This is a genomic window from Maricaulis maris (genome assembly GCF_036322705.1).
In the GTDB taxonomy this organism is placed as follows: Bacteria; Pseudomonadota; Alphaproteobacteria; order Caulobacterales; family Maricaulaceae; genus Maricaulis; species Maricaulis maris_B.
In genome coordinates this window covers 1076027-1097264 of the sequence record NZ_AP027270.1, presented here as the reverse complement: position 1 = coordinate 1097264, position 21238 = coordinate 1076027, and the positions used below count along the sequence as shown (strand labels likewise).

The window sequence follows — 21238 nt, the reverse complement described above, 5'->3', positions numbered from 1 at the left end:
GGCTCAACCCGAGCTTTGCGGCAGGCTCTGGTCCATGCTCCGGGCCGGATCCTTGCCGCAACTGCCGACGACCTTCGCCGGCACACCCGCCACCGTACAGCCGGCCGGAACGGGCTCCAGCACCACCGAGCCAGCCGCAATACGCGCCCCGTCACCGACCGTAATATTGCCAAGGACACGGGCACCGGCACCGATCAGGACACCCTTGCCGATCTTGGGGTGACGGTCCTTGTGGGCAGCCCCGGTTCCGCCCAGCGTGACTTCATGCAGGATCGAGCAGTTGTCACCGACCACAGCCGTCTCGCCGATCACGACCGAGGTCGCATGGTCCAGCATCACGCCCCGGCCGATGCGGGCCGCAGGGTGGATATCCAGGCCGAAGCGCTCACCGACCCGGCTCTGAAGATGGAAAGCCAGCGTCTGGCGCCCCTGATGCCAGAGCCAGTGCCCGACACGGTGGGCCTGCAGGGCGTTATAGCCCTTGAAGTAGAGAAAAGGCTGAAGAAGGCTCAGACAGGCCGGGTCCCGCTCATCAATGGCGATCATGTCGGCGGCGGCCTGCTCGACGATATCGGGATCGCCGGCAATCGCCTCCTCGGCCACATCCCGCGCCAGCATCGCATCCAGCTGGGCATCGGCCAGCTTGGCGGCGATCCGATAGGCCAGCGCGTCCGAGAAGGTGTTGTGCCGCAGGATGGCTGCGTTCAGAAAGCTCGCGAGGATCGGCTCCTCAGCCGCTGCTGAGGCGGCTTCAACGCGCAGACGGGCCCAGATGGACTCGACGCCGGTGCGCGCGTCGACGGCGGTTTCAACTTCGCTCAGCGGCATCACGCTCTCCTCGTCCCTTGGTCCAGCATCGCGGCGGCCAGATCATCCTCCAGCTCACCCTCACGAGCCATGTAGTACGCTTGCAGCAGCATCGCCACTGTCAAGGCGTCCCGGATCCTGCCCGATTTCACCTCGGCCAGCGCATCACGAAAATGTATGTGACGAATGCGCAGCGCTTCTGTTCCGTCGGGCTCGGCCTCGCCGGGCGTCAGGCCGGTGGCAAGAAATCCGACCGCACACTCATCCGTGACCGAGTTGGAAAGGTCCATCCGCAGGATCTCCCGCCAATGCTCCGCCCGATAGCCGGTCTCCTCGCGCAGCTCACGGGCCGCGCCTTCGAGCGGGTCCTCGCCGAGCGGGCCACCGCCCTCCGGGATTTCCCAGCTATAGCGGTCCTGCGGAAACCGGTGCTGTCCGACGAGGACGATATGGCCATCTGGCAAGACCGGCAGGATGGCGAGGGCCAGATTGGCGAAGCCGACCACGCCGTAAAGACCGGGCTCACCATCCGGGCGCGTGACCGCATGCTCGGTCAGGCTGACCCAGGGATTGCGGTAGACTTCCTTGGTGGCGTGCACTTGCCACGGGCCACGCATCTTGCTCATGGGGCACCTTTTCCTGCTGCCGCCCGTCTCAGGGCTAGGCGTGTTGGGGGCGACCGGACAAGCCTGCCGACGATCGTCCCTCACCGCCCTGTTGCAGCATCCCGGCCAGACGTCGCTTCCTTGCCGCGAGGCGCGCCATCAGCGTGAAAGCGGCAGGCGCGAAGATCAGGGCCAGCAGGGCCGAGCCCGCGACGCCGCCTACCATCGCCGCCGCAAAGGGCAGCCAGAAACTGTCACCCGACAGGATGAGCGGGATGAAACCACCGATCGTGGTCAGCGTGGTCGAGATGATATGCCGGGTCGCGTCCATGACGGTGGCCTGGACCGCACCCGCCTCCAGCGCAACGGCAGCCGGATTGGCCCGCAGCGCCGACAAGACCACGATCGCACCATTGATCGACAGCCCCATCAACCCCATCGAGCCGACAATGGCGTTGAAGCCAAGCGGTGTCCCGAAGGCCCAGACGCCGAACATTGCCAGACCGACCGACAGGAAGGCGACGATGAAGATGACCCCGGCATAGCGGAAGGAATTGAAGGCAAGCACGACCGACCCGATCATCAGGACCAGCAGCGGCACGGCGGTCCCGAACAGACCGGCCATCGCACTGCCGCGCTCGGCCGCCTCACCGGCCACCTGCAGTTCATAGCCCGGCGGCAGGATGATGCCGGCTGCATCGAGTGCACCAAAGAAATGCTCCAGCGCCGGCGCCGGAAGCGTGTAGGGATCGAGATAGCCATAGATCGTGTTGACGCGGCGACCGTCCTCATGCGGGATCCGCGCGACTTGAGGCGCCAGGACCACCTCCCCCAGCGCCGCCATCGGCGAGGACAGGATGTCCCGACCCGGAGCCGCAAGAGGAGAGGCGGAAACGGATGAAAGGCTGGACCGCCGGGAGTCACGGGCAATGACCCGAACCGGCAATTCCTCAACGCCTTCCAGCACGCTTCCGCCCACAACGCCGTCCAATTCGCCACGCAACCGGTTGGCGAGGTCATCGAGACGAATTCCGGCGAGTTCCGCAGAGGCTTCATCGGCCATGATCCGGGCCACAGGCTCCCCCATTTCCAGCAGGGCGAGCGTGTGCGTGATCGTCGGGGTCTGCGCCAGGACGGCGCGGATTTCATTGCCCAGCCGGTTGAGCTCGGACAGCTCCGGCCCGACGAGGACCAGCTCGATCGGGGCCGGGATGGGCGGTCCCTGCTCGAAGGGCAGGGTCAGCAGGCGGGCGTCGGGAAATTCCGACATCACGCGGCGTTGCAGGTCCGGCAGGATACGGGCGGTTGCCTCGGGCGACACCGTCCGGACAAAGCCGGCGGCATAACTCGAGACGCCGCTCGTATTGCCGACCACGTTGTAATACGTACGCGGCGCGCTTTCGCCGATGACCCAGGAGACACGATCAACACCCTCATAGGACTCGATCAACGCCGAGGCCCGCTCCGTCTGCCGTCGGGTTTCCGCAATCGAGGTCGAAGACGGCAATTCCAGCGAGAGCTGGAACATGTCGCGTTCGGTTGGCGGAAAGAATTGCATCGGCAAGGTCGACGCGGCCGCGAAGCCGGCAATCGGCAGCACGATCCCGCCGACAAGTCCCGTCCATGGCCTGCGGGTGATCGCGTCAAGCACGGCAGGATAGAAACCGGCCAACGGTCCGGCACCGATACCCTGACGCCAGAAGCGGCGGGGACCATCGGTGATCGACGGATCATCGAACCAGGCTGCGAACGCACCGACCACGGTCATCGCCAGGATGAAGGAGGAAACAACCGCAAAGATCACCGAAATCCCAATCATCGAGATAAACTCGCCCGCGGCGCCCGGCATCAGGGCGATCGGCGCGAACGCGAAGACGGTTGTCAGTGTCGACGCCAGCAGCGGCGCAAAGAGGTGCCGCAGGGCCTTGTCGAGTGCATCGACCGGCGCCGCGCCGCGGGCCCGCATCAAGCGGTATTCGTCTACGACCACGATGGCGTTGTCGATCAACAGACCGAGCGCAACAACAAGCCCGGTCACTGACATCTGGTGCAGGGGCTCGCCATAGAGACGCGTCAGGATCAACACGGCCAGAACAGTCAGCGGCAAGGCCGAGCCGACGATCAACGCGGCGCGCCAGCCCATCATCAGGAAAAGAACCGCGAACACGATCAGCGCCGAGTAGCCCAGATCGCGCGCCAGTCCGCTCAGGCGGCTGTCGACATAGTCGGCCTGCCGGAAGATGGTCTCGACCTCTACCCCGGGAACCGACGCCGCAAACGCGGCGACGACCGCATCGGCCGAAGCCGACCAGGTATCCACGCGCAATTCGGGCTGCAGGTAGGCCGCGACAAAGACCGCACGCTGACCATGGGTCGTCGCCAGGGCTTCGACCGGCGAACGTGCGCCTTTCTCGACGTCGGCGACATCGCCGACACGAATGAATTCGCCATCAGGCCCCTCCCCCAGCGCGATCGCCCGGATCCGGTCCAGCCCGTCAAACTCGCCGGCGATCTCGACATTGAGATCAACGCCTCCCGCGCGCAGCTCTCCTGCCGGCGACTTCGAGTCCGCACTCGCCGTGAGCCTTGCCAGGTCCGCCATGGTCAGACCGAGCGCCGCGAGCGTATCCGGATCGGCCAGGATCCGGATCTCCTCCTCGACCTCGCCGTAAACCGCGGTCTCCTCCGTACCGCTCATATTGCGTAGCTGGGATTCAAGGTCAGTCGCCAGCCGTGAGAGAATGGCGAGGTTTTCCTCGCCGCTATCACCCCAGGTCAGCGAAACAATCATGGTTGCCGCGCCGAGATACTGACGCCGCACATCCGGCGCGATCACGCCCTGCGGCAGGCGCGGGCGGACGCTTTCAACCTGTTCCCGGATCTGGGTCCAGGCCTGGTCGACCTGGGTTTCGTTGAGGTCCTCGCGGATCTGCAACTGGATCACCGACACACCCGACCGCGAATTGGAACTGGTCTGGTTGATCTCGGCCAGTTCGTGGATGGCGTTTTCCAGCGGCTCGGTGACCAGTGCTTCCACCCGCTCCGCAGAGGCGCCCGGGAAAGCTGTGACCACAAGACCGAACCGTTCGGTCAGGGATGGATCCTCCTGGCGACCCAGCGACAGGAGCGCCCCGAAACCCGCGGCGACCAGAAGGATGACGGCCAGCGCCGTCAGGCGTGAGTAGCGATAGAAGAGCGTGCTCATTGGCCCCGCCCCGCCTCGCCCGCCGGCACGACATGCTGTCCCGGCGTTATCCGCTGAAGACCGGAGGCCAGCAGCAATTCACCGTCTTCGACGGCACCGCGCACATAGATGCGCTCAACTTCGATCCGGACAGTTTCGACGACGCGCGGTTCCAGCCGGTAGGCCCCATCCTCATCGGGCGCGAGGACATAGACCGACCACAGGCCACGGCGCCCCTCGGCAAGGGCGGCTGTCGGCACCCAGAACCCATCGGCTCCGATCGGCGTTTCCACCGCCAGGCGGACGATCTGACCGGCGGCGACCGGTTGGCCCGGCTCGAGGTCGAAGACAGCCGTCACCGTCCGGGTCTGCCGGTCCACGACCGCGGAGGAGGCCCGAAAATGGCCCTCCACGGGCGCTACCTGGCTATCGACAGCAAAACGCACGGCGTCCCCGGCTCGATAGCGGGCGGCAACAGATTGCGGAAGACCGACACGGACCTCGAGTGAGTCCAGTTCAACCAGATCGAGCAGGGGTTGCCCCGGTGACGCGATCGCGCCTTCATCCCCTCGCCGCGCTGTGACCACACCGTCGAAGGGGGCCGTGACGACGGAAAGATCGAGCTGGATCCGCAAGGCATCCGCAGCAGCGGCGGCCGCGTTTTGACGCGCGAGGGCGGCCCGGGTCGAGGTTCGAACCTCGTCGAAACGTTGTTGCGAGATGTGGCCGCGCTCCAGCAATTGTGCCTGGCGGGTCTCCGTATCCCGCGCCAGGGCTGTCTGGGCGGCGGCCTCGGCGGTCTGGGCATCCGCCGCGGCGATCTGCGCCTCCAGAGCGCGCACATCAAGCCGGGCCAGAACGTCACCTTCGACGACACGGGCCCCCACATCCACAAGAACCTCATCAATGCGCCCTGCCCGCTCAAAACCGAGCGCACTTTGCCGGCGCGCGGTGATCAGACCGGGAAAGAACTCGGCAATCCGGGCGTCCGGGTCATAGGTCGCGGTTATCGCTGAAACGCTGATTGGCGGCGGTGCGCTGGCGACGAAGTTGGCTTCGGCCCGCAAGGCCGTCACCCCGAACACCAGGATGGCGACCAGGAAGGCCGCAAGGCCGACTGCCATTCCGGCACCCAAAGGCCGTTTGTAAAGAGACATGTGAACACCCTCGCCCTGTCATGGACGAGGATATAGGGCGATAAATGCCGTTTGAGAAGTGAACGCCGTTCACATTTTCAAAAAATATTTATGACACGTCCTTTGTAAGCCCGCGCATGATCATGTCGGTGTGCAGATCGATCACTGCATCCAGGGACACATGTTCCGACCCCGGCATCCCGTTTGGAAAGTCATCCAGAGAGACAATCAGCATGGTCAGTCCATGCAGGCTGGCCCAGACACTCTTGGACGCGACACGTGGATCGACTTCGCGGAACGAGCCTTCGAGCTGGCCGGCCTGGATCATCTGGACCAGTTTTTCCTCGGCCTCGAAAGCGACTTCTTTTTCGTCGTGGATATGCGGCTTGCCGGTCACCGACGGCGAAAACGCCATCATGTAATGATTGGGCTCCTCGGTACCGGTCTCGATATAGGCCCGCATGCAGCGCGAGCAGAGCTTGGCGGTCTCGCCGCCTTCTTCCATCGCCGCATGGATGCGCGCGAGCAGACGCTCGAAGAACATCTCCCGGATCGCCGTGAAGAGATCGTCCTTGGACGCGAAATACTTGTAAATCGCCGCCGGCGAGTAATCGATCGCCTCGGCCAGGCGGCGCATGGAGATACCTTCCTCGCCATCCGACGTGAAGATTGCCTCCGCCGCATCAATGATGGCTTCACGCACCTTGCGGCGGCGACGGTCGGCCGGCGTATCATCTTCAAAGGCGATTTCAGCGTTCATGCTTGCAACTTACCCCACACCCACTCACTTTGAGTCCGGTCCCCGACAACAGGTATACCGACCACGGACCGTCAAGGTCAAAGCTAGTCTCGCAGCCATCAGGTCAGTCATCATAATGAATGATACAGCTCTTCCTCCGTTTCCGGCTCCCGGCGAGCGTCTTGCGCCATGCCATCGCAGTCCGGAAACGCTTGCGCTTTTGACCCGTCGTCGCTCGGCAACCGCGATTACCATGGCCGAACCCGGGCCCTCGCCGGACCAGGTCGAGCGTCTGCTCGGCATTGCGGCGCGCGTCCCCGATCATGGCAAGCTGACGCCGTGGCGATTCATGCTGTTCGAGGGGGAGGCCCGGTCCGATTTCGGCCAGATCCTGGGCAAGGTGTTCGCGGCAGCGACGCCGGACGCCGGCGAGGCCCAGATTGCGTTCGAGACGAACCGGCTGAACCGGGCACCACTGGTCATTGCCGTGATTTCAAACGTTCTGGAGAAGCACAAGGTCCCCGAATGGGAGCAGATCCTCTCGGCCGGAGCTGTCTGCCAGAACATGCTGATCGCCGCATCGGCGATGGGATTCGGCGCCCAGTGGCTGACCGAGTGGTACGCCTATGACCCCCAGGTCAAGGATGCGCTCGGCCTGCGCTCGGGAGAGCGTATCGCCGGCTTCATCTACATCGGCTCGGTCACCGAAGAGCCCGTCGAACGCGCCCGCCCCGCGGCGCATATCGACCGCTGGGACGCCTAGCCGGACGGCGCGGCAGCACACCGGTACGCGGCCAGCGTCCGCCCCCTCTCTGGCGGCCCATCAAGACTCTGTAATCCGATCCGCATGATCGGCAGGGTTTCTGTATGCAACCGATCTCGATCCGTATCGACGCCCCATTTGACCGGCGGCGGGTCCGAGGCATGCGCGGGATCAACCACAGGATTCGGTTACACCCGAAATGCTGGACGCAAATATCCCTAACAGCCCCCGAATCCTCGCGAATTACAAAAAACTGTCATGAACGCTCCGCGTGCGCTTTAGCGGGGCCAGCTTCGATATCGGTTGAGAAAGACGTGGATGGCCCCCGGGCCGTCCACCAGAGGACATATTATGCGAGGACTAAGCACACTTCCCATTTTTGCACGTGTTGGAATCCTGGGCGGGCTGATTGCCTTCACCCTGATCTCGCTCGCGGCAACGCTCTGGTACAGCGACACGGCGACGACCCGAGCCCTCGCACGCCAAAGCAATTTCACCGAGATCGAACGCCTGTCACTGGAAATGGAAATCAGTGCGCTGCAGATGCGCCGACGCGAAAAGGACTTCCTGCTTCGCAACCAGGCCCGCTATCTCGGTCTTTACGAGCAGGCCGCTGACCAGGTCGCCGCCCATCTCGAAGCCCTGCGCCGACTCGACACACCTGCCGATATCGAGGCGGCGATCAGCCGACTGGAAAGCCAGCTCCCGCGGCACCGCTCGGTGTTTGGACAGGTGGTTGCCGACCAGACGTCGCTGGGCCTGACCCATGAGGAAGGGCTGCAAGGTGCCCTGCGAGCCTCGGTTCATGACGTTGAGGAGCGACTCGCCGACTTCAACGATGCCGAGCTGACAGTGTTGATGCTGATGATGCGGCGTCACGAAAAGGATTTCATGCTCCGCAGCAGCGCCCGCTACATCACCTCTTTCGAGACACGCCAGGGCGAGTTTGCGGACCTGCTTGCCCAGCGTGATTACCCCGCAGCCGACATCACCGCGATCACAGCGTTGATGGCAGCCTACTCACGTGATTTCCACGCATGGGCGGAAGGTCAGCTGGCGATCAGCGAAACCGTCGGCGAGCTGTCGGCCATCTTCGCTGAAATGGACCCCGACTTCACGCTCATTCTCGACCGCGCACAGAGCGAAGGCCGGGCGGCAGCCCAGGCCCTGGCCGAAGAACGCGACCGGATCCGCATGCTCACACTCGGGATGGTGATCGCCATCGCCGCGATCGCCGGGGTTTTGTGCTGGATGGTCGGACGCTCCATCGCCTCTCCGATCAAGGCCCTGACGGACGCCATGGGGGCACTCGCAAAAGGCCGGACCGACGGCACGATACCGGCGACCTCGCAAGGTGGCGAGATCGGTTTGATGGCCGGCGCCGTTCTCGTCTTCCAGAAAAACCAGATCGAGATCGACCAGATGCGGGCCGAACAGGCGCTTGCGGACGAGCGCGCCGCTGAAGAAAAGCGCCGCATCATGAACGAGATGGCCGATGAATTCGACGCCAGCGTCGGCAGCATTGCCAAGGATGTCTCGTCCGCGTCCGCGGCCATGATCCAGGTCGCTGATCGCTTGCGCGACGCTGCCCGGCAATCAGAAGAACGGTCATCCATCGTCGCCAGCGCTGCAGAGGAAACATCAGCGAACACTCAGGCGGTCGCCTCTGCCGCCGAGGAGCTGACCAGCTCTATCCGGGAGATCAATCGCCAGGTGACGGAATCCCGAACGCTGACCAGCGACGCAGTCCAGGAAGCCGACGTCACACGGACGACCGTCTCCGGTCTCGGCGAAGCCGCCATCAAGATTGGTGATGTCGTCACCCTGATCCAGTCAATCGCCGAACAGACCAACCTGTTGGCGCTCAATGCGACAATCGAGGCCTCGCGCGCCGGTGATGCCGGCAAGGGCTTCGCTGTCGTCGCCTCCGAGGTCAAGGCCCTCGCCGATCAGACCGCCAAGGCCACGCTTGAGATCGCGGACCAGATCGATGCCATCCAGAAGAGTGGTGATCACGCGATTGCCGCGATCGGCTCGATGGCTTCGACCATCGATCGCGTGTCGGCCAGCACGACTGCCATCGCCTCGGCGATCGAGCAGCAAGATGCCGCGGCGCGGGAAATCGCCGGCAGTGTCTCCCAAGCCGCTGCCGGCACCTCGCAGGTAACCGAGAGCATTACGGCCCTTTCCGTCAATGTCCGCGATACCGATGCCGGCGCCGGAGAAATGCTGTCGGCCGCCCAAGGTGTTTCTGGCGATGCCGAACGCCTCAAGGACGCTCTCGCGAGCTTCCTGCAACAGATCCGCGCTGCTTGACCGGCCCCAATCAGGACGAAAACCATGACAAGAATCACACTGATGGGCGCAGCCGCGTTCGCCTGCCTCGCCTCAGCCCCCGCACTGGCACAGGAGGGCGGGTTCTCGCTCTCGCCAGCGCCGCGCTGGGACAGCGCCGACGGAGAGAGCTCGTTCAAGCTGCGCGGTCGCCTGTTCATTGACCAGGCCGATGTCGACTGGACCAGCCCGTTTAGCGGCGACCCGACCGACAGCACCGAATTCCGGACGGCGCGGCTCGGTTTCGAGATCGAGCATGGCCCGGTTAAGTTCGTGGCGGAGTACGACTTCGCCAGCGGCGATGCCAAGCCCAATGACATCCTCGCTGCCATCACCCTGCCCCGGGGCACAGTGCGGATTGGCCACTTCAAGACCATGAACTCGCTCGAGGAGGAAACCTCCTCGCGCTACACCACCTTCATGGAGCGCGGGATCGCGACGGACCTGTTTGGTCTCGATCGCCGCATCGGGGTCGCTTACAACTGGTCGGGCAACGGCTTCACCGCAAGCGTCGGCGTGTTCGGCGGCCGGATGGACGACAATTTTGCGTTCCGGGAATCCGACGGATCAAGCGCGACCGCAGCCCGCGTCACCTGGTCGAACGTGCAGGACGGGACACGCTGGCATGTCGGGGCATCCTGGCGGGGCATGGACTATGATGGTGGCACCCGACTGCGGGTCTATCCGCAAGCCCATCTGGCCAACCGTTTCACAGCCATCGACTACCGTACCGGCGCGGCTCTCGGCGCCGCCGACAGTTCAGACTTCCTGGGCCTCGAGCTGGCTGCCATCCACGGCCCCTTCCATGTTCATGGCGAGTTCGCCCAACTGACACTGGATGGTCCGGCCAGCGATCCGAGCTTCAACAGCGGGTTCGCACAGGCCGGCTGGATCCTGACGGGCGAAACCCGCCCCTACAAGGAATCCGGCGGCGTGTTCAATCGCCTGCGCCCGGAGAGCGGGATTTTCAGCGGCGGCCACGGCGCGTTCGAAATTGCTGCGCGGTATGACATCACCGACCTTGGCGATGCCAATCTGGGCGAGATCCGTGCCACCACCTTCGGCGCCAACTGGTATCTGGACGACTATCTGCGGGTCATGGCGAACTATGTGATGGCCGAGATGGACGCTGCGACCTTCACGGAGACCAGCGACACAGTCCAGTTCCGGATCCAGGCCGACTTCTGATCCCGGCCCTGCTGCCGCTAAAGAAAAGGGCGCTGCCATTCGGCAGCGCCCTTTTTTCTGTCCGATGGACCGCAAACCGATCGACGGTGTCAGCCCCGGCCGCGATAGCCGGGAACGTCCTGGTCTGGGATCCAGACCCCTTTGGGCGGTTCCCCGGTGGCAAAGAAGACATCGATCGGGATGCCACCGCGCGGATACCAGTAGCCACCAATGCGCAGCCAGACCGGGTCCAGCTCCTTCACGAGGCGCTGACCGATCCCGGTCGTGCAGGCCTCGTGGAAGGCGCCATGATTGCGGAAGCTGCCGAGATACAGCTTGAGCGACTTGCTCTCGACGATCCAGTCGCGGGGAACATAGTCGATCACGAGATGGGCGAAATCGGGCGCGCCGGTCACCGGGCAGAGCGAGGTGAATTCCGGGCACACGAAGCGCGTCATGTAGGGCGCGTCGCAGGGATTGGCGACACGCTCCAACTGGGCGGCTTCGGGATCATCCGGCAGCGGGGTCATCGTCCCCAGCTGGCCGAGCACATTGTAGCGATCATCAGTCATGGCGCGGATTTAGTCCCCGCATTGCCAACAGGCAAGCCGCTCAGACAACCTTCACCTCATCCGGCACCGGCATCGCGGTGCGTGAGAACACCCGACGGATGGAAAAGCTGGAGACAAGCCGGGTCACGCCCGGCAGCCCCGACAGCACTTCCCGGTGCACGCGCTCATAGTCGTTGGCATCACGCACCAGCACGCGGACAAGATAGTCCGCATCGCCACTCATCAGGTAACATTCCATCACTTCGGGAACGTGCTCGACCGCCTTTTCGAAGGCGACCAGCGTGTCGCGCTTCTGATTGTCCAGCGTCACCTGGACATAGACCGTGATGCCGCGGCCGAGGGCCTGCTCGGACAGGATGGCGACATAGCGATCAATGATCCCAGCCCCCTCAAGGGCCTTGACCCGGCGGTGGCAGGCGGAAGCCGACAGGCCAACGCGCTCGGCCAGCTCGGCATTGGTCAGGCGCCCCTGCTCCTGCAGCCGCTCGAGGATGGCGATATCAACACTATCAAGACGCAAGACACACTCTCCCGGACAAGATGGGTAATTCCGCAGATCATTCTGGATTATCGCAAAGGCTTGGTATATATCACGGCACGAACATGAAAAGCCGCACGATAATTCACAACATCAGGCCTGAGTTGTCAAATTCAATCACGCAGACCGCCTTTCTTCGCAGATTATCGAAGGAAGCGCCGCGCTGCCCAACCCACAAGGGATGATCATGCGTATCGGGGTGCCCAAGGAAATCAAAGTTCGCGAATACCGGGTCGGTCTGACACCGAACAGTGTCGCGGAATTCGTGCGCCACGGCCACGAGGTCTTTGTCGAAACCGCGGCCGGCGACGGCATCGGTTTCACCAATGACGACTATATCGCCGCCGGAGCCTCGATCCTGCCCGACGCGGCGGCCGTGTTTGAGTCGGCCGAGATGATCGTCAAGGTGAAGGAACCGCAGCCGTCCGAGACGGCGATGCTGAAGCCGCACCACACACTCTATACCTATCTCCACCTCGCCGCAGACCCGGTCCAGGCCGAAGGGCTGCGCAAGGCGGGCTGCCTGTCGATCGCCTATGAGACGGTTACCGACCGTGATGGGCGTCTGCCCCTGCTCACGCCGATGAGCCAGGTCGCGGGACGGATGTCGGTCTCGGTGGCTGCCCATTGCCTGATGAAGGCCCAGGGCGGCCGCGGCACGATGCTGGGCGGCGTTCCCGGCGTTCTGCCGGCCAAGGTTGTCATCATCGGTGGCGGTGTCGCCGGCACCCACGCGGCCGAGATGGCGATCGGTGCCCGCGCCGATGTCACGGTATTTGATCGCTCCAACCGCCGCTTGGCCGAGCTGGACGAGCAATTCTCCGGCGCGGTGAAGACCGCCTATTCGACCCAGGCCGCACTGCAGGACGCCGTGCGTGAAGCCGATGTCGTGATCGGCGCCGTATTGATCCCGGGCGCAGCCGCGCCGAAGCTGGTGACCCGCGCGATGCTGAAAGAGATGAAGGACGGCGCCGTCCTCGTCGATATCGCCATCGACCAAGGGGGCTGTTTCGAGACCTCCAGGGCGACCACGCATGACGACCCGACCTACATCATCGACGGTGTGGTTCACTACTGCGTCGCCAATATGCCGGGCGCCTATGCCCGCACCTCCACGCTGGCCCTCAACAATGCAACCCTGCCGCTCGGCCTGGAAATCGCGAACAAGGGCACCAAGCGCGCCCTTAATGAGAACCCGCACCTGCGTGAGGGCCTGACCACGGCTGACGGTGAAGTCTGCCATCAGCTGGTCGCCGATGATCTCGGCCTGCCCTGCGTCAAGCCGGACTGGCTCAACGCCTGATCGCACGAGCAGGATCGAACACGAAACGGGCGGGCATCGCGAGGTGCCCGCCCTTTGCTTTTCCCGGTGTCGCGGGTACAGCGTGCAAGTGTCACACGAATCGTTGAGCGTGTGACACCTGAGGCGGTGGGGAGACCGCAGCGACAAGGGAATGTGTCCGTGGCAAACCGCTATGATCTGGTCATCTTCGATTTCGATGGCACGCTGGCCGACAGCCTGACCTGGTTTCGTGGGGCACTCGGGGATGTCATCGACAAGCACAACCTGCCGCCGATTTGCGAAGCACGGGCTGAAGCCCTTCGCGGCCTGACCCCGAAACAGATCATGGACGAGCTGGCCATTCCGGCCTGGAAAATCCCGTTTATCGCCTCGGATGTGCGGGCCCGTGCTGCCGAGAATGTCGACAAGATCCACCTCTTTGACGGCATTCGCGACCTGATCGCGGAGCTGGCCGGGCAGGGTGCCGAGCTGGCCGTGGTGTCCTCGAATGGCGAGACGGCCGTCAAGGCCGTGCTCGGCGAGCCGCTGGTCGGCCATTTCGGACAATTCGCTTGCGGTGCGGCTCTTTTCGGCAAAGCTTCGGTCTTCCGCAAGGTGATCAAGCGCGCAGGAACCACCCCCGAGCGGACCCTGTGCGTCGGCGATGAAATCCGTGACATCGATGCCGCGCGCGAAGTCGGCTGCGCGGCAGGGGCTGTCGACTGGGGCTTTGCCACACCGGAGATCCTGAGCGCCCAGACGCCGGACTACCTGTTCTCCCGTCCGTCACAGATCGCCGCAACGCTCGAGCAGAGCCAGCATCAGGCAAGCCGCGCCTGACGACAAACAAACCGCGCGACATGAAAAAGCCCCCGCTGGACGGCGAGGGCTTTTCCTCTGGTCCGACAAGGCCGGTTATCAGCCTATCAGGCGGGCCTTGGCCGCATCGTACTCGGCCTTCAGCTGATCGATAAAGTCTGCCGCCGGACGCACGGACTTGACCGAACCGATACCCTGGCCCGAACCCCAAATGTCTTTCCAGGCCTTGGCCTTGGAGCCGCCGCCAGAGCCGAAATTCATTGCCGACGGATCGCTTTCCGGAAGATCATCGGGGTTGAGGCCGGCATCGATGATCGACTTCTTCAGATAGTTGCCGTGAACACCGGTGAACAGGTTGGTGTAGACGATGTCCTCGGCCGAGCCCTCGACAATGCCCTGCTTGTAGGCTTCCTCGGCCCGCGCTTCGGCGGTCGCGATGAAGGCCGAGCCGATATAGGCATAGTCAGCGCCCATCGCCTGGGCGGCCAGCACGCCGCCGCCAGTGGAAATGGCGCCAGAGCACAGGATCGGACCGTCGAACCAGGCCCGCGTCTCGGCGATGAAGCCGAACGGCGACAGGGCGCCGGCATGACCGCCGGCCCCGGCGGACACGCAGATCAGGCCGGTCGCGCCCTTCTCGATCGCCTTGTGGGCAAATTTCTGGTTGATGACGTCGTGCAGCGTGATGCCGCCCCAGCCTGTCACCGCCGTATTGAGCTCCTCACGTGCGCCCAGCGAGGTGATGATGACCGGCACCTTGTACTTTTCGCACAGGGCTAGGTCTTCCTCGAGACGGTTGTTGGAACGGTGGACGATCTGGTTGACCGCGAACGGCGCCGCCGGATTGTCCGGATTGGCCCTGTTATAGCTCTCCAGCTCGGAGGTGATCTGGTCCAGCCACTCGTCGAGCTGGCTGATCGGACGCGCATTCAGTGACGGAAACGAGCCGACAATGCCCGCCTTGCACTGGGCAATGACCAGGTCCGGATTGGAGATAATGAAGAGCGGCGCGCCGATGACCGGCAGGCGCAGCTTTCCCTTGAGAATGTCGGGTTCGGCCATGGGATACTCCCCTTATTGATCGACCAGGCTCGCGATCGCTTCTGTTGGCGACCCGCGATTGAACAGGGTTCACAAGGGAGGTTAGAGAGAGCGGTATGGGATGTCGAGCGCGCGGTGAAGCGGCCTATTCGTCATCGCAGGCCGCAGCCTGCACGCCCTCACCGGCACCCGAGAAGACGAGCGCGAAAAGGACGCCGACCAGAACGCTGTCGGTCAGCATCCAGCCCAGCGCCAAGCCGCCGGCGAACAAGCCGGCATCAATCAGGATACGTCGTGTCATGGGAGGTATATGCCCATCCGATCCGGGCCAAGATAAGGCGGTTTGGTGGCAGTCGCAGTGCGATGCCGACCGCCTCGCCACCGACCTGCTAGGTCGACACTCCGTCGGGCGGCGCATCGGCATGGGCCCACATGTAATAAGCCAGCCACGACCGCCACGGCTTGAAGCGCGATGCCGTTCTCACCGTCTTGCGACGCTTCGAGGTCAGGCGTTCCAGCGTCTTGCGAGCGGCTACATCACCATCCGGCCAGATATCCGGCTCGCCGAAATAGAAGATATTCATCATGTCGGCCGTCCATTGACCCACGCCCCAGATCTCGGTCAGGCGCGCGGTACGGTCGGCAATCGACAGGGCTTGCAACCGCTCGGCATCGAGCCCGACTTCACGATGGGTTTGCGCGATGGTGATGATAGTGCGGGTCTTGGCACCGGACAGGCCGCAGGCCCGCAAAACCGCGGCATTGCCCGCATGAAAATGGTCGAGCAAAGGCGCCTCGCCCGCGCTGGCCTCGACGCGTCCCCAGATGCTTTGGGCCGCCTTCACCGAGATCTGCTGACCGGAAATGGCGCGGCACAGATGGACCGGAAATGACAAGCTGCTGCGCCGGGGCAGCTCGAGCGGCCCCAGTCGCACCAGCGCTGCATGAAGAGCCGGGAAGTCCGGCTCGGCAGCGGCAAGCAGGTGAGCGTGGACGATGGTGTGGAGCGACATGGCGGCAAGCTAGCTGTCGTTTCTCAAGACGTTGTTCAGCAGGTCGTTGAGCCTATTGGCTGGCGATTGCTTGGCGAGAGCATAGTGCGGTCTGGCGGTGTTGTACCAGTCGAGATAGCGCTGGAGATCGAGATTTCGGCTGTCCGATGAGCGGTAAGGGATGGCATAAGCCCATTCTCTGAGCAGGGTCTGGATAAAGCGCTCGGCCTTGCCGTTGGTGCGCGGGGTGTAAGGCCGGGTACGGATGTGGCGGATCTTGAGCCAGCCCAGCACCTTTGCGAACAGGCGCGAGACGTAGGGGCTGCCATTGTCTGTCATGATGCGTTCGACGATGATGCCGCGCGCCTTGAACCAGCGCAGCGCCCGGACCATGAAGCCGGTCGTGGTGGCGCGTTTCTCGTCGGGCAGGACCTCGACATAGGCCAGCCGGGTCGCGTCATCGATGGCGACGTGGACACACTCCCAGCCGGCACCGCGATTGCGGTTGCCCTTGCGCTGTCCGGTGACGCGATGACCCGGTTTTCGAAGCGTCCCAGCTTCTTGATGTCCAGATGGATGAGCTCGCCAGGCCTTTCGCGCTGATAGCGGATTACCGGCGCACGCGGTGTCAACGCGCCCAGCCGGCCCAGGCCGAGCCGCTTGAGCCAACGGGCCACGGTCGAGCGCGCCAGCCGCAGCCGCTCGGCGATCTCGGACGCCGTCATGCGGTAATCCCGGCGCAGCTGCGCGGCCGCCTCAACCCACCAGTTATCGTAAGCCCCGGCAGGCCGGGCGGGCGCGCTTGCGCCATCTTCAAGCGCCGCGCACCCGCCCTCGCGGTGACGCGAAATCCACTTGTAGACGGTGCGGACGGAGATGCCCAAAGAGGCGGCAATCACCTCAACACTCTCGCCCGACAGTCGGCGTTCGACAATCAGGGCTCGCGAAAACGGTGTGGTTCTGGCATTTCTATGGCTGTTCATCGGGGGCGATCCTCCTGCTGATTGTGTCGCAACAACCAGTCTCAAGGACTCAATCCCGATGAACAACCTTATGAGAGTTCACAGCTAGCGCGGCGAGCCGCCATGGTCGACAGCGAACGCCCTGGTTCGACACAATGATATCCTGGGCGGCAAACGGGGTTGCTCGGTTGTGCAATGGCAGGCACGAGAGGCGGGACGAGAACGACCACAAAGCCTGGGCCGCAGGAGCCGCGCCGCATGAAAACCTTTCGCTTGATGAGCCAGATCCACCTGTGGCTCGGCGCCGCTTTCGGAGTTCAGGTCATGCTGTGGCTGATTTCCGGCCTGGTGATGGTGATCATTCCGATCGAGACCATTCGCGGCGAGCACCTGCGGACGCCGGAACCCGGCGCGGCCATCGACTGGGCAGACACCGCCCTGCCCTTGGCCGACATCGTTGACGCTCAGCCGACCGGCGTCCTGTCGGCCCGGACCGGCCTTCTGGCCGATAATCCGGTCTGGCGTCTAGAAACCATCGGCGGCCCCGTCATGATCGATGCGATCAGCGGCGAGACCCTGTCACCGATCGCCGAAACCCTGGCCCTCGACATTGCCCGCAACCGCCAGCGCGGCCTCGGAGAGATACGCTCCACGACCTGGCTGCAAAGCCCGCCCCGCGAGGCCGGTCTTTCGGTGCCCGCCTGGCAGATCGAGTTCGCGCCGGGCGAGACCACACCGGCCACGACCTTCTATATCAACAGCCAGACCGGCGAGCTGCGCGCGGTCCGGACCACAGCCTGGCGAGTCTATGACTTCTTCTGGGGCGTCCACATCATGGACTGGTCGACCCGGGAGAACTTCAATTCCTGGTGGATCAAGATCACCTCCATCATCGCCCTCCTCTTCGGCCTCGCTGGCGTCTACCTGACCGTCCACCGGCTGTGGATGATGGCAAGGCGGCGACGGGCCCAGCCCAGCGAAAGGTCGTGAAACAGGCCTCACACCGGACCCATAGGGTCCGCAAGCGCGACCGCGCGCCGGGCCGTCAGCCCGCCCTATCGGCGGCATCCGCGAAGCGGATCGCCGCGAGATAAAAAATGGTGCGGGCGGCCGGACTTGAACCGGCATGACCTTGCGGCCGACAGATTTTAAGTCCCCTTGAGACTGGTGCGGACGGCGGGACTTGAACCCGCAAGCCTTTGAAAGGCGTCAGATTTTAAGTCTGATGTGTATACCACTTCCACCACGTCCGCGTCACGATTTGTGACGTTACGTCACGCCTCGCGTCACAATAGGACCAAACCGCGTCACACGCTATTTCACCAACTGCAGCTTGGCTTGGCCAACCGGACCATTCATCAGGTCCCGAGCATTGTCCATCTGCTCGTCATTGAGTTTCGCGTAGATCAGCGTCGTCTCGATCCGCTTGTGCCCCATCCAGCGTTGAACCACCAGAAGGTCCTTGGTGAGAGCGTAGAGACGGGTCGCGCAGTCGTGGCGCAGGATGTACGGGACGAACTCAGGATCGTCTTGGGCGGTGATCCCTTTGAACTCCCTCAGGCACCTCCAGGCGTGCGCAATGCGTCCCTCAGTAGCCCAGTGGAAGGGATTCTCTCCCTCGTTCCTGTAGGCTTGCCGCTTGAACGCCGCCAGGGCGCGATCAGTGAGCGGGATACGACGCGGGTTATCGTTCTTGGTCTCCTCGACCATGATCTTCCCATTGACGAGCTGCCGAGTTGACAAGAGCCTGATCTCGGACGGGCGGATGCCTGTATCCATGAAGAACACGAAGAAGTCTCGCCAGTCCCATCCAGACATGCCGTCAGACCTAGCCCTCTTGTCGTACTCGTCCTCGAAGAAGTAGATGATCTCGTCACGTTCCTCGTCCGTCAGCATGCGCTTACGGCGGTTGTCCTTACCCTTCGGATAGAGGAAGGCAGGCTTCACCTTGATGTTCCCTCTCTTGTGGTAGTGGTTAAACGCGACCGACAGAGGGTGGCACCGCTTCTTGATGGTCGAGAGGGTGAACCCTTCATCCTCAAGGTCCTGGATATAGTCGTCCACCATTTCGGTGGTGATGCTCTCCAAAAGCACGTCACGACTGAACCGCTCGTAGAGCTTGGCGATCATGATGTGAACCTTCTTGTCGTGCGACCAGTACCGCTTACAGCACTCCTCCAAGGCCTTCTGAAGGGTCAGCCTGGAGCGCGGACCTGAGACATGCTTGGGGGCGTCCAAGGACGGGTCTTTCCCCGCCTTCATGTCGGCCTTGATCCGCGCCTCGCGGGCTTCAGCTTCCTCCCGAGGACCAGAGTGATGCTCGCGGTAGCGTGCGCCCTTCACTTGCACGTCGATTTGGAAGCCCGTTCCTCGTTCACGTATTGCCATTGTATTCCTTCATGCTTCGGGGCTGATGGCTTGGATAAGCCGATTGACCACTCCTCGGCCCCTCGGCGTGAGAACCAATCTCATGATCCTAAGGTCTAGGGCGTCAGGTTTTCTTTCGATCAATCCGAACGCCGCCCTGGCCTTTGAAGGTCGCTCTGCGCTAGCGGGTCGGTTCGCTTTACGCCGGTCACCGAGGCTCATCACTATCCTTGTGAACCGCCCCGGGTTTCCTGGAGGCTCCAACCTGTGAGAAGGAGGAGCCATCATGGAACGACATACGACACGATATCCGGCGGAGGTTCGCGAGCGGGCTGTCCGGCTGGTTCTGGATCATCAGAGCGATCATGCTTCGCAATGGGAAGCGATTGGCTCGGTGGCGGCGAAGATCGGATGCACGGCGGAGACGCTGCGCCGTTGGGTCCGGCAGGCTGAACGCGACAGCGGGGCTCGGCCCGGGGTGACGAGCGAGGATCGCGACAAGATCCGCGCGCTCGAGCGGGAGAACCGCGAGCTGCGTCAGGCCAACGAGATATTGCGCAAGGCCAGCGCTTATTTTGCCCAGGCGGAGCTCGACCGCCGGTTCAGGCCATGATCGCCTTCATCGACGATCATCGCGAGGTGCACGGCGTCGAGCCGATCTGCAAGGTATTGCCGATCGCCCCGTCCACCTATCGCGAGCACGTCGCCCGGCGGCGCGATCCGGACAGACGCCCGGCACGGGCCAGGCGCGACGCGGCCTTGAAAGTGGAGGTCCGGCGCGTGTTCGAGGAGAACTTCGCGGTGTACGGCGTGCGCAAGGTCTGGCGTCAGCTGCGGCGCGAAGGCTTCGACGTGGCGCGCTGCACGGTGGAGCGGCTGATGCGTGAGATGGGGTTGGCTGGCGCCATCCGCGGCAAGCCGGTAAAGACCACCAGGAGTGACAAGAGCGCGCCGTGCCCGCTTGACCGGGTGAACCGCCAGTTCCAGCCATCCGCGCCGAACCGGCTATGGGTATCGGACTTCACCTATGTCGCCACCTGGACCGGCTTTGTCTACGTGGCGTTTGTCATCGACGCCTACGCCCGGCGTATCGTGGGCTGGCGCGTCAGCCGCTCGGCCCATGCCGCCTTCGTTCTGGACGCCCTTGAGCAGGCGTTGCATCAGCGCCGCCCGATGTCCGGCGGCGGGCTCGTCCATCATTCCGATCGCGGCAGCCAGTACGTTTCGATCAAGTACACCGAACGGCTCGCCGAGGCTGGCGTCGAGCCTTCCGTGGGCAGCGTGGGCGACAGCTACGACAACGCCTTGGCCGAGACGATCAACGGGCTCTACAAGGCCGAGGTTATCCACCGAAGGGGCCCGTGGCGTTCGCTGGAAGCGGTCGAATACGCCACCCTGGAATGGGTCCACTGGTTCAATAACCGCCGCATACTCGAGCCGATCGGCAACATCCCGCCGGCCGAGGCCGAAGAGCGCTACTACGAAAACCTGGATCAAACCGGCATAGCCGCGTAACACTCAAACCAAACAGCCTCCGGGAAATCCGGGGCGGTTCATTGAGACAGTCCCCTTGGATAGACCAAGTTCATCAGCTACTTGTTGTTGGATTGGCGGCCCATCAGGATCGTCTTCGTGACGAGCAACGCAAAGCAAGACAGCAGCATAAGACGCTGGAAAGTCTTGCTCCAAGTGACGAAACTCGTCCACCATCCGGGACAAACGAAGTAGGGCCGCAGTACGATTCACGCTTCTCTCCATAAACCGACCCAACATATAGGTATCTACCTAGATACCTATATGATTTCAAAATTCGGAACGCAACCCCCACGCCCCAGATGAGGTCCTCACCGTTGTCTTAGCGCCTATCTTGGAGGCAAGGAGCAACCCGGCTCATGGCAGCGACTTGCAAAAATGCTCAGAAAATCTGAGA

The 21238-nt window shown here is 63.3% G+C and carries 18 protein-coding genes, 1 tRNA gene, 1 pseudogene and 1 other annotated feature; of the genes and pseudogenes, 7 read left to right on the top strand and 13 right to left on the bottom strand.

What is annotated here, in order from left to right; genetic code table 11:
• Positions 1-3: 3 nt before the first annotated feature.
• The 5 genes from cysE to AAA969_RS04990 all read right to left on the bottom strand — a co-directional run bounded on the left by cysE (position 4) and on the right by AAA969_RS04990 (position 6492).
• On the bottom strand, positions 4-828 hold the full coding sequence (gene cysE / locus AAA969_RS05010; RefSeq protein WP_338244258.1) for a serine O-acetyltransferase: 825 nt from the start codon (positions 826-828) through the stop codon (positions 4-6).
• Positions 828-1433 (bottom strand): NUDIX domain-containing protein, encoded by a 606-nt coding sequence (locus AAA969_RS05005; RefSeq protein ID WP_338244256.1) that lies wholly within the window; start codon positions 1431-1433, stop codon positions 828-830. The genes cysE and AAA969_RS05005 overlap by 1 nt, the downstream gene beginning before the upstream one ends.
• 34 nt (positions 1434-1467) lie before the next feature.
• A complete protein-coding gene (locus tag AAA969_RS05000; RefSeq protein WP_338244254.1) occupies positions 1468-4617 on the bottom strand; it encodes an efflux RND transporter permease subunit in 3150 nt (1049 codons plus the stop codon).
• Positions 4614-5753 carry an efflux RND transporter periplasmic adaptor subunit gene (locus AAA969_RS04995; protein ID WP_338244252.1) on the bottom strand — a complete coding sequence of 380 codons (1140 nt, stop codon included), beginning with the start codon at positions 5751-5753 and terminating at the stop codon, positions 4614-4616. The genes AAA969_RS05000 and AAA969_RS04995 overlap by 4 nt, the downstream gene beginning before the upstream one ends.
• 88 nt (positions 5754-5841) lie before the next feature.
• Positions 5842-6492, bottom strand: a complete 651-nt coding sequence (locus AAA969_RS04990; RefSeq protein WP_338244250.1) for a TetR/AcrR family transcriptional regulator — start codon at positions 6490-6492, stop codon at positions 5842-5844.
• Between the two features lie 232 nt (positions 6493-6724).
• Between AAA969_RS04990 and AAA969_RS04985 the strand changes: the two genes are divergently transcribed.
• From AAA969_RS04985 to AAA969_RS04975, 3 genes are all read left to right on the top strand, one after another.
• Complete coding sequence (locus AAA969_RS04985; protein WP_338244248.1) at positions 6725-7234, top strand: nitroreductase; 510 nt, start codon at positions 6725-6727, stop codon at positions 7232-7234.
• 351 nt (positions 7235-7585) lie between these two features.
• The gene (locus tag AAA969_RS04980; protein WP_338244246.1) at positions 7586-9550 is read left to right on the top strand and encodes a methyl-accepting chemotaxis protein; all 1965 of its coding nucleotides are present in this window, start codon (positions 7586-7588) and stop codon (positions 9548-9550) included.
• Positions 9551-9574: 24 nt separating this feature from the next.
• The gene (locus AAA969_RS04975; RefSeq protein ID WP_338244244.1) at positions 9575-10756 is read left to right on the top strand and encodes an OprO/OprP family phosphate-selective porin; all 1182 of its coding nucleotides are present in this window, start codon (positions 9575-9577) and stop codon (positions 10754-10756) included.
• An 89-nt stretch (positions 10757-10845) separates the two neighbouring features.
• Here AAA969_RS04975 and queF read toward each other — a convergent pair whose 3' ends face one another.
• Positions 10846-11307, bottom strand: coding sequence for a preQ(1) synthase (gene queF, locus AAA969_RS04970; protein ID WP_338244242.1), 462 nt, complete (start codon positions 11305-11307; stop codon positions 10846-10848).
• Positions 11308-11347: 40 nt separating this feature from the next.
• Positions 11348-11827, bottom strand: coding sequence for an Lrp/AsnC family transcriptional regulator (locus tag AAA969_RS04965; RefSeq protein WP_338244240.1), 480 nt, complete (start codon positions 11825-11827; stop codon positions 11348-11350).
• Positions 11828-12032: 205 nt separating this feature from the next.
• Between AAA969_RS04965 and ald the strand changes: the two genes are divergently transcribed.
• Positions 12033-13148: an alanine dehydrogenase gene (gene ald / locus AAA969_RS04960; protein WP_338244238.1), complete on the top strand. Its 1116-nt coding sequence runs from the start codon at positions 12033-12035 to the stop codon at positions 13146-13148.
• A 159-nt stretch (positions 13149-13307) separates the two neighbouring features.
• A complete protein-coding gene (locus tag AAA969_RS04955; RefSeq protein ID WP_338244237.1) occupies positions 13308-13967 on the top strand; it encodes an HAD hydrolase-like protein in 660 nt (219 codons plus the stop codon).
• Between the two features lie 78 nt (positions 13968-14045).
• Here AAA969_RS04955 and AAA969_RS04950 read toward each other — a convergent pair whose 3' ends face one another.
• The 4 genes and pseudogenes from AAA969_RS04950 to AAA969_RS04935 all read right to left on the bottom strand — a co-directional run bounded on the left by AAA969_RS04950 (position 14046) and on the right by AAA969_RS04935 (position 16962).
• Positions 14046-15008: an NAD(P)H-dependent flavin oxidoreductase gene (locus tag AAA969_RS04950; RefSeq protein WP_338244235.1), complete on the bottom strand. Its 963-nt coding sequence runs from the start codon at positions 15006-15008 to the stop codon at positions 14046-14048.
• A 124-nt stretch (positions 15009-15132) separates the two neighbouring features.
• Entirely contained in the window at positions 15133-15288 is a 156-nt protein-coding gene (locus AAA969_RS04945) for a hypothetical protein (protein ID WP_338244233.1), read from the bottom strand.
• Between the two features lie 88 nt (positions 15289-15376).
• Complete coding sequence (locus AAA969_RS04940; protein ID WP_338244231.1) at positions 15377-16000, bottom strand: DNA-3-methyladenine glycosylase family protein; 624 nt, start codon at positions 15998-16000, stop codon at positions 15377-15379.
• Positions 16001-16009: 9 nt separating this feature from the next.
• Positions 16010-16962, bottom strand: a pseudogene (locus AAA969_RS04935) (IS481 family transposase).
• Between the two features lie 237 nt (positions 16963-17199).
• Here AAA969_RS04935 and AAA969_RS04930 point away from each other — a divergent pair.
• Positions 17200-17931, top strand: coding sequence for a PepSY domain-containing protein (locus AAA969_RS04930; protein WP_338244229.1), 732 nt, complete (start codon positions 17200-17202; stop codon positions 17929-17931).
• A 175-nt stretch (positions 17932-18106) separates the two neighbouring features.
• Here AAA969_RS04930 and AAA969_RS04925 read toward each other — a convergent pair.
• Positions 18107-18194: transfer RNA gene (locus AAA969_RS04925), tRNA-Leu, on the bottom strand.
• Between the two features lie 61 nt (positions 18195-18255).
• Positions 18256-19329, bottom strand: coding sequence for a tyrosine-type recombinase/integrase (locus tag AAA969_RS04920; protein WP_338244226.1), 1074 nt, complete (start codon positions 19327-19329; stop codon positions 18256-18258).
• 265 nt (positions 19330-19594) lie between these two features.
• Between AAA969_RS04920 and AAA969_RS04915 the strand changes: the two genes are divergently transcribed.
• Positions 19595-20823 (top strand): IS3 family transposase gene (locus tag AAA969_RS04915; protein WP_338244211.1). Its coding sequence is split into 2 segments (ribosomal slippage): positions 19595-19883 and positions 19883-20823, totalling 1230 coding nucleotides; the frame shifts between segments, so codons are not numbered across the junction.
• Positions 19876-19992: a sequence feature (AL1L pseudoknot), on the top strand. It overlaps the preceding gene by 117 nt.
• Positions 20824-21238: the final 415 nt, after the last annotated feature.

Coding starts and splice junctions, on each gene's coding strand:
- cysE (WP_338244258.1), bottom strand. CDS start 828: ATGCCGCTGAGCGAAGTTGAAACCGCCGTCGACGCGCGCACCGGCGTC.
- AAA969_RS05005 (WP_338244256.1), bottom strand. CDS start 1,433: ATGAGCAAGATGCGTGGCCCGTGGCAAGTGCACGCCACCAAGGAAGTC.
- AAA969_RS05000 (WP_338244254.1), bottom strand. CDS start 4,617: ATGAGCACGCTCTTCTATCGCTACTCACGCCTGACGGCGCTGGCCGTC.
- AAA969_RS04995 (WP_338244252.1), bottom strand. CDS start 5,753: ATGTCTCTTTACAAACGGCCTTTGGGTGCCGGAATGGCAGTCGGCCTT.
- AAA969_RS04990 (WP_338244250.1), bottom strand. CDS start 6,492: ATGAACGCTGAAATCGCCTTTGAAGATGATACGCCGGCCGACCGTCGC.
- AAA969_RS04985 (WP_338244248.1), top strand. CDS start 6,725: ATGGCCGAACCCGGGCCCTCGCCGGACCAGGTCGAGCGTCTGCTCGGC.
- AAA969_RS04980 (WP_338244246.1), top strand. CDS start 7,586: ATGCGAGGACTAAGCACACTTCCCATTTTTGCACGTGTTGGAATCCTG.
- AAA969_RS04975 (WP_338244244.1), top strand. CDS start 9,575: ATGACAAGAATCACACTGATGGGCGCAGCCGCGTTCGCCTGCCTCGCC.
- queF (WP_338244242.1), bottom strand. CDS start 11,307: ATGACTGATGATCGCTACAATGTGCTCGGCCAGCTGGGGACGATGACC.
- ald (WP_338244238.1), top strand. CDS start 12,033: ATGCGTATCGGGGTGCCCAAGGAAATCAAAGTTCGCGAATACCGGGTC.
- AAA969_RS04950 (WP_338244235.1), bottom strand. CDS start 15,008: ATGGCCGAACCCGACATTCTCAAGGGAAAGCTGCGCCTGCCGGTCATC.
- AAA969_RS04945 (WP_338244233.1), bottom strand. CDS start 15,288: ATGACACGACGTATCCTGATTGATGCCGGCTTGTTCGCCGGCGGCTTG.
- AAA969_RS04940 (WP_338244231.1), bottom strand. CDS start 16,000: ATGTCGCTCCACACCATCGTCCACGCTCACCTGCTTGCCGCTGCCGAG.
- AAA969_RS04930 (WP_338244229.1), top strand. CDS start 17,200: ATGAAAACCTTTCGCTTGATGAGCCAGATCCACCTGTGGCTCGGCGCC.
- AAA969_RS04920 (WP_338244226.1), bottom strand. CDS start 19,329: ATGGCAATACGTGAACGAGGAACGGGCTTCCAAATCGACGTGCAAGTG.